General features: G+C 67.7%; 5 protein-coding genes. 3 read left to right on the top strand and 2 right to left on the bottom strand.

Annotated features, from left to right (window positions below):
* Positions 1-337: hypothetical protein (locus HUU95_RS04970; RefSeq protein WP_174279100.1), on the bottom strand; the 337-nt coding region annotated here is incomplete at its 3' end.
* Positions 338-823: 486 nt separating this feature from the next.
* Here HUU95_RS04970 and HUU95_RS04965 point away from each other — a divergent pair.
* From HUU95_RS04965 to HUU95_RS04955, 3 genes are read left to right on the top strand one after another with little or no spacing between them, the layout of a single operon-like run.
* Entirely contained in the window at positions 824-3046 is a 2223-nt protein-coding gene (locus HUU95_RS04965; RefSeq protein ID WP_254602627.1) for a S8 family serine peptidase, read from the top strand.
* Positions 3047-3063: 17 nt separating this feature from the next.
* Positions 3064-3654 (top strand): hypothetical protein, encoded by a 591-nt coding sequence (locus HUU95_RS04960; protein ID WP_174279099.1) that lies wholly within the window; start codon positions 3064-3066, stop codon positions 3652-3654.
* A gap of 32 nt (positions 3655-3686) precedes the next feature.
* A complete protein-coding gene (locus HUU95_RS04955; RefSeq protein WP_174279098.1) occupies positions 3687-4337 on the top strand; it encodes a hypothetical protein in 651 nt (216 codons plus the stop codon).
* Positions 4338-4591: 254 nt separating this feature from the next.
* On the opposite strand, the gene HUU95_RS04950 is transcribed toward HUU95_RS04955, so the two are convergent.
* Positions 4592-6877, bottom strand: coding sequence for a relaxase/mobilization nuclease domain-containing protein (locus HUU95_RS04950; protein ID WP_174279097.1), 2286 nt, complete (start codon positions 6875-6877; stop codon positions 4592-4594).
* Positions 6878-6936: the final 59 nt, after the last annotated feature.

Here is a 6936-nt window from a genome sequence, read left to right as displayed (position 1 = left end):
GCGCGGCCGCGCCTGCGCCCAACCACAGCCGCAGCGGCGCCGCGCGGAACATCTGCTGCCCGCGCAGCACCACCCCGAACGACAGGTCGGCGGCGCTGCGCGTAGCCGCGCGCACGATCAGCGCGTCGGCGTCGTGCGCGAGCACCGCCTCGTTCACCAGCTCGCGGCAGGGCGTCGCCACGGCGGGCAACAGCAGCAGGCTTGCTGCTTGCGCGTGTAGATAGTGGCGCAGCGGCATGACGGGTGCGCCCGGATCGCGTTCGAAGCGCAAGCCGGCCATGCGCGCCAGCATCAGCGCGACCACAATTGCGGCCGCCTCGCGGGTCTCGTCTTCCATGTGGGTCTTCTTGTGTTCAGGCGGGCCGCGGGCTGCTCGCGGGCTCCACCAGGGTCGTTTTCACCTTCCGGCTCAGCCGAAAGGCGTTCCCCCCGTTCTTTGCGCCGTCGACGGCGGCAGGCGCGGCAACGCGCAGGTCGGGTCTTGCTTGTTAACCGACCCCGGCTAGAGTCACGCTGTTCGCCAGCAGGCGGACCGAGGCGTCAGAACCTCGCAACGACAGCCGTATGCCCGGTCGAACTCTGTTTTGGCCGGGGAGCGGGCGTGCATGTCCAGGCTCCTCGGAGCTAAAGACGCTCGCGCCTGTCTCGTTGCAGGTTCTGAATCTCCGGCTTTTCGGGCCGGCGCCGCCTCGTGAACACGATGGCGGTGCCGCCGGCTGGAGCCCGACGCGCCGCCCGACAGGGGGCGTGCGGGGGTATGTTCGACAGGGTAGGCCGCGACCGGCGACGGTCGCTGTTGCAGGCAACGCCGGTGCTAAGCGCGTTGCTGCTGCTCGCCGCGTGTGGCGGCGGGAGTGGTGTGAACTCGTCCGGCACGGCCGCACCACCGACCTCCGGCACGACTACGCCGACGCCCACGCCCACGCCCACGCCCGCACCAACGCCTGCTCCAACTCCCACGCCGACGGCCAGCGCCGAGGACCAGGCGAGCAGAGCGGCAACCAGCATCAAAGCCGAGGCAGCCTACGCCAAGGGCATGACCGGCCGTGGCATGACGGTGGCCGTCATCGACACCGGGGTGAACACGACCAGCGCCGAGTTCGCCGGCCGTCTCTCGCCCGACAGCCGTAGCTTCGATGCCACGATTGCGCGCTGCGGCACCTGCGCGCCCGAGACGGTGCGGTTCGGCCTCGACGACGTAGTCGGCCACGGCACCGAGACCGCGTCGATTGCCGTCGCCGCCCGCGACGGGACCGGCATGCACGGCGTAGCACCCGAAGCGACGCTGCTCGCGCTGAAGGTGTCCGCTCCCGACCTGACCGGGGTCACCGCGGCATCACCCATCCGGGAGAGCGACCAGCCCGACCCGCGGCAGGTCGCATCCGCCATCGGCTATGCGGTCGACCGCGGCGCGTTCGTTATGTCGTTCAGCGGCAACGGCTCGGTCGGCGGCCAGACCGCCGTCGATCTCCGTGCAGCGATGGACCAAGTCAACCGCCAGGACCGGCTGCTGGTGCAGTCGGTCTCGAACGATGTCGGGGACCAGAGCGCTGCTTCCGGCACCATCACCCGCGATCTGGTGGGCGCAGGCGGCGAGAACCGCAGCTCCTTCCTGTTCGGCATCCGGGTCAACCCCGACCTCAGCGCGCCTTCGGGCAACGGCCTGCCCGGCGACCTTGCCGACCGCACGCTCGCGGTGGTTGCCGTGCAGGTGCAGGCGGTAGGCAAGGACGGCCAGCCGGTCACCGTCACCGGCAACAGCTACGCGGCTCCCGCCATTGCGGGTGCAGCCGCGCTGCTCAAGCAATACTGGCCGCAGCTGGGCGGACGCGCGATCAGCCGCATCCTGCTCGACACCGCGACCGACCTGGGCACACCCGGCGCCGACCAGCAATATGGCGCCGGGCTGCTCAACCTCGAGCGCGCGCTGCAGGCGCAGGCTCCTGCTTCAGGGTTCGCGGCCGCCGAGCAGGTGCTGGCGAGTTACTCGTCGATCATCGTATCGGCGCCCTTCGGCGGTTCGGCCACGGCGCAGGCGCTGGCCGGCGAGCTGTCGTCGATGACGGTGGTCGATCGCTACGGGCGCGACTACCGCATGGCGGGCGCGTCCGCAGTTCAGGTTCGCGGCTCGGGCCTGCTCGCAGGCGGCCTGTTGCCAGCCAACGTGCCGCTATGGAGCCGAGCAGCGAACGGTGCGGATTACGGGTACGGCGTCGTCCACGCAAACTTCGCTCCGTCTGCGTCAGTCGGACCGTGGCAGCAGGTTGAGGGACAACAGCCCGCGGCGCTGTCGTTCTCGCCCGCCGCCGGGCAGAACGTCACACTCGCCGCCAACGTCACGGTCGCGGGTAGCCGCGGCCTCACCGGTTCGCCCCTACGCGGAGTGGTTGGCACGCCCGTCGGCAGCTCCGCGGTGTGGAGCGGGTCGGGCTGGACCGCTTCCTTCTTGTCCGGCCGCTCACGCGATCGTGCGACTGACGTCACCACGCTCGGCGTGCGCACGCCGGTCGGCATCGGACTGGAGCTGACGGAGCTGGTCGAACTCGGCCGAGTGCTGGGTATGACGGCAGGCGGCAACGCGGACCCGCGGGATGCCCGCACGTGGGTTGCGACGCTTACCGCCGCCCATGAGCTTGGCAGCTGGCGACTTGGCGCACGTGCCACGCTGGCGCTGACTCACGTAAAGGGCGGCGAGCGGCTCCGGTTCGCGGGTCCGATCACCAGCACAGCGTTCGGCCTGAAGGCGAGCCGCCCGACGCTCGGCGGGCTACTCGACCTCGGTCTGTCCTCACCGTTGCGCGTCCAGCACGCGCGCGCCACGCTCGAGGTGCCTCTAGCCTACGACCTCGTCACCGGCGCGCTCGCGACGGAGCAGCGCACCCTCGACCTCGCCCCGTCCGCACGCGAGCTGGACGTGGAGGCAGGCTGGTCGGCGGTGCTGTCGCGCACAGCCTCGCTACGGCTCGGCGTCGCCCGAGCCTTCGATGCCGGCCACGCGGCCGGTGCCGCCGACACCGCCGGCTATCTCAGCCTCACCCTCCGCTGACCATCAAGGAGAAACCCATGCGTCAAGCCGTTACCTACATCCTCGCCGCGACCGGAGCAGCCATGGTTGCCGCGCCCGCGCCGGCCCAGACCATGCTCGATAAGCTGCTCCAGAAGATTACCAAGCCGAAGGGATCGAACACCCAGGCCGGCACACCGACCACTGCCCCACCAGCGGCGCTGGCGACGATCTCGCCCGAGCAAGGCGCCGCCATCGACCGACTGCTGGCGACACCCCTTCAGGAGCGAGGCGTGGCTGCTGCCCGCGCAGGGGCGCAGCCGCTGATCCACAGGCTGATCGCGACCGGCGCGTGCGCCCGGATGTCGGACGCCTGGAACGCGCTCAACCGGGATGCGCTCGTGCCTTACACTTACCACGAGCCGTTCTCTGGCGAGCTCGTGCCAATGGGCAACCTCCAATACCACGACAAGACGCATTGCCTCGACGTGGTGCGGATCGCCGACTGGTCGATGCCCGCTGCCAACGCGCTCCGGTTCCGGGCCTACTACATCGCCGCGGACTCGAACGAGGCCAAGGGTCAGACGTTCGAAGTGCAGCAGCAGGATGGGCGCTGGATGCTGCGCACGATCGGGCAGTCGCTCTCGTGAGCCGGGACGTGCATCATCCAGTCGTCGCAGCAATGGCGCTGAGCTTCGTCATGCCGGGGTTCTTGGCCGGTTGCTCGAACCCGAAAGCTGCGAACGAGCAGAATTTCACCCGTGCATTGGAGCCGCTGGTTGCCGACCGGTTCTGCCACACGATCGACGCGGACTGGATGACCACCTCGCCTCAACAGGGCGCCGACGGGCCGGTTCTGCCGCTGATGTTGCGAGCCGACCCATCGGCTCGTTCGGGCATCGGAGATCGCGATGCCGCGATTCGGACGATGCTAGATGGCGCGGCGCATGACGGTCTGCTCACCCGCACCACGACCACCGTCCCCGCGCGGAGCCAACACTATGCTGAGGCGCTCGCGCCCACGGCGCTTGTCGTCTACGCACCAACGGCCGCGGGCAAGGCGGTGTTTCGGGCGGTGGAACGCGAGAACGCCAACCACCGTCCCCAGCCCTACCCGGGACTATGCTTGGGCCGGGGCCGGGTCGATCAGGTCGTCCGCTGGACGGAACCCGCCGAAATGCTAGGGCGGACGGTCACCCAAGTCACCTACCGTTACAGCGCTGCTGACATCTCGGCGATAGTGCCACCAAACCTGCGCGTGCCAATGACGGAGCCGAAGGAGGCGACCGCCACGCTGACGAAGACCAGCGACGACTGGCAGCCGGCAAAATGACCCAGGGCTCGTCAGCTGCCACCGACCCCGATCATGCGCGACAGGTTGCCAACAACCTGATGAGGATGGCGCTCGCGTTGCTGGACCGCGCCGACGAGTAACTTGCCGCAGCGCGGCTCCAGCATGCGTTGGACACGCTGGAGCGGCGCGGGCCGGGACCGCCGACGGAAGCCGACCTGAAGCTCCTTCCAGACAGCTGAAAGCAACCGAGGAGCCCGTTTCGAAGATGATCGCACACGACAACCCACAGGTGTTCAGTCGCGCGAAATGCCTCGATCAGGTGGGCGTATGTTCGGCAGTGAGTTCACGTCGTTCGGCCCTTTGGCAAGCGACCTCGTCAGTTTTGGTTGCACAACCGGAAGATCTTCTGGTTGGCTGCTGAGGGCGGTGTTCACCGGGAGCGGCTGCGAGATCGGCGCGATTGGAGCGGGCTGCGTAGCTGGTGCGTCCTCATCGGCCGAAGCATCTATGCTTCCTGAGCCTCGCACCTCTTCACGTTCCGCCCTCCCCCGAACGTTATCCCGGAGAAGACGCTGCACCACGCTAGCGGGCTTTCGCCGTCGATCATCCACACCGATTGTCGGCAACGAGCGCAGGCCGGCCACTTCTCCGATGGGAACGAGTCCCCGAGGTCGAGGACGAGCCAGCTTATGTAGGGTTGTTCGACCGGATCGACGGGCGTTGCTTCGTTGACGGCCATGTTCTTCCTCGTTGGCTCGCAGTTTCGCATCGTTGGCGGGCATGGCGGGCACAGCCTCGTTACCCGGCAAGTCTGATGACTTGGCAGAAGTCGCTATACGATTGTGTTCTATGCCGTCCGGCTGAGGCGGGATGGGCGTGACCGGATCGGCCACAAGCACGGATGAAGATCCGGCGTTTTCCAGATTGTCGGACTGACCACCGTCGACCGGCACGACCTCGCGCCGTTGCTGAGACTGGCGGGGCGGCGCAATCTCCACGAGTGGCTGATCGAGCGTTACCGTCGAGCATTCAGCTTCAGACGCGGAGCCGGTCAGGAGGTCGGCAAGCCCGCTGGCCTCTGCCAGCGCGAATACCCGCAAGCGCATCTCGGGGCTGCCCTGGAATGTCGTCTTTCCGCCGAACTTGTGCGCGGCAAGCTTTAGTGCCGCCATCAGCGTCTCGTCGCTGCTCAGGACGACCTCGACACGAGCACCTCGATCGATGAACTCCGTCGGCGCGCGCGGCCCCCGAGCATATCTCATCCCTTCGGCGCAGCGGTAGCCGTAGTAGCTATCGATTGAAGACGCTGGCTCCACGTCAGCTCGGGGAGTGCCAACAAGCGCAGGAAAGGGCGTGAGCCGCCCGCGATTGCGCCACCGTTCAGCAAACAGCCCCTCGTTCCGCCAATAGTACCAGCTCTCTAGGTTGGGCGGTGGCTGTCCGGGTCGACCGGGTTTAGCCGACGCTCTATCTTCGCGCGCCCGGGCGGCGGCGCGCGCCTCAGCAATCGTGTCGGATCGGGCCGGTTCATCAGCCGATTTCAATGCGGGCGTCTTCCCAGGCTTATTTCTCCGCCGCCAATGATCACACTCGGCACGATGTTCGTCGGCCCGGAACGCGTCGGGGAAGCGGTCGAGCTCCGGAGCCCGTGGCGACGGCGAGAGCGTCGCTTCGGGCGGCTCGAACGCACCCAACCGCTTCTCCAGCCGGGCCCTGGTGATCGCCCGGTTCACGCTCGACGCCTTCACCTTGTCATCGCCAATCTCGATGAGGACGCCGTTCGTCCCCTTCGGCGTGTAGGTCATGCCGGCCTTGGCTAGCCTGGCGTGCAACTCGCCCCACGACCTGGCCCCGGCGATGATCGGCACGGCCTCGTCCTGCGCGATCCGCTGCGCCGAGCGGTAGCCGGTGCGGTTCTCATAGGCCGCCGCCTTCTGCCCAATCGGCTCACGGCCCTCAGTGATGCGGGCCTGCGCGCTTGACGTTAGCAGAACCCGGTCACCCACGACCTCGTAGCGGGCATCGGGCTCGGGTCTCCAGTCGAAATGGTCGACAATGATCGCGACCGCCTGATGGGCGGCCTCCAGGTTGAACCCGTCATTGATCTCTACCATCCGCCGCTCGAGAGGGTCGTAGCGGTTCAGCGCGATGTGGAGGTGCCGGTTGTGGGTATCGCCATGGACCGCATAGATGCACGGTTGCTCATCGACCCCGAGGTGCTCGACGAACATGGCGACAACCTCGTCGATCTGATCGGGCTCCGGCAGCTCGCCTTCCGGCCAGCTCAGGATCCAGTGGTCGACAGGGTTGGGGCTGCGCTTCGCCATCTGCGCGATCGCGATCATCTCGGCACGCTGCCCCTCGATGGTCGTGCTGACGAACCCGCGCGCGCCGATATGGAACAGCCGTTCACCTGCGGTCTGGCTGAGCTTCTGCTCCAGCATATACGCGACCATGTAGACCTTTTCGGCGCTCTCCTTCTCGGGCGAGCGAAGATAGTCGACCAGCCGCCGGGCGTGCGCAGCGCGTTCGATGGTCGCGTTGCGACCGGCGGGGCGGGCCTGTGTATCGGCGTGCAAAAGGGACCCCCTTAGCGGGGTGATCGGCGTCCAAGAGGGACCCCTCATTTCGATGGCGT

Source organism: Sphingomonas bacterium (assembly GCF_903643065.1).
Classification (GTDB): Bacteria; Pseudomonadota; Alphaproteobacteria; order Sphingomonadales; family Sphingomonadaceae; genus Sphingomonas.
The sequence above is the reverse complement of the archived record's forward strand: the minus strand, read 5'-3'. Positions and strand labels throughout refer to the sequence as shown.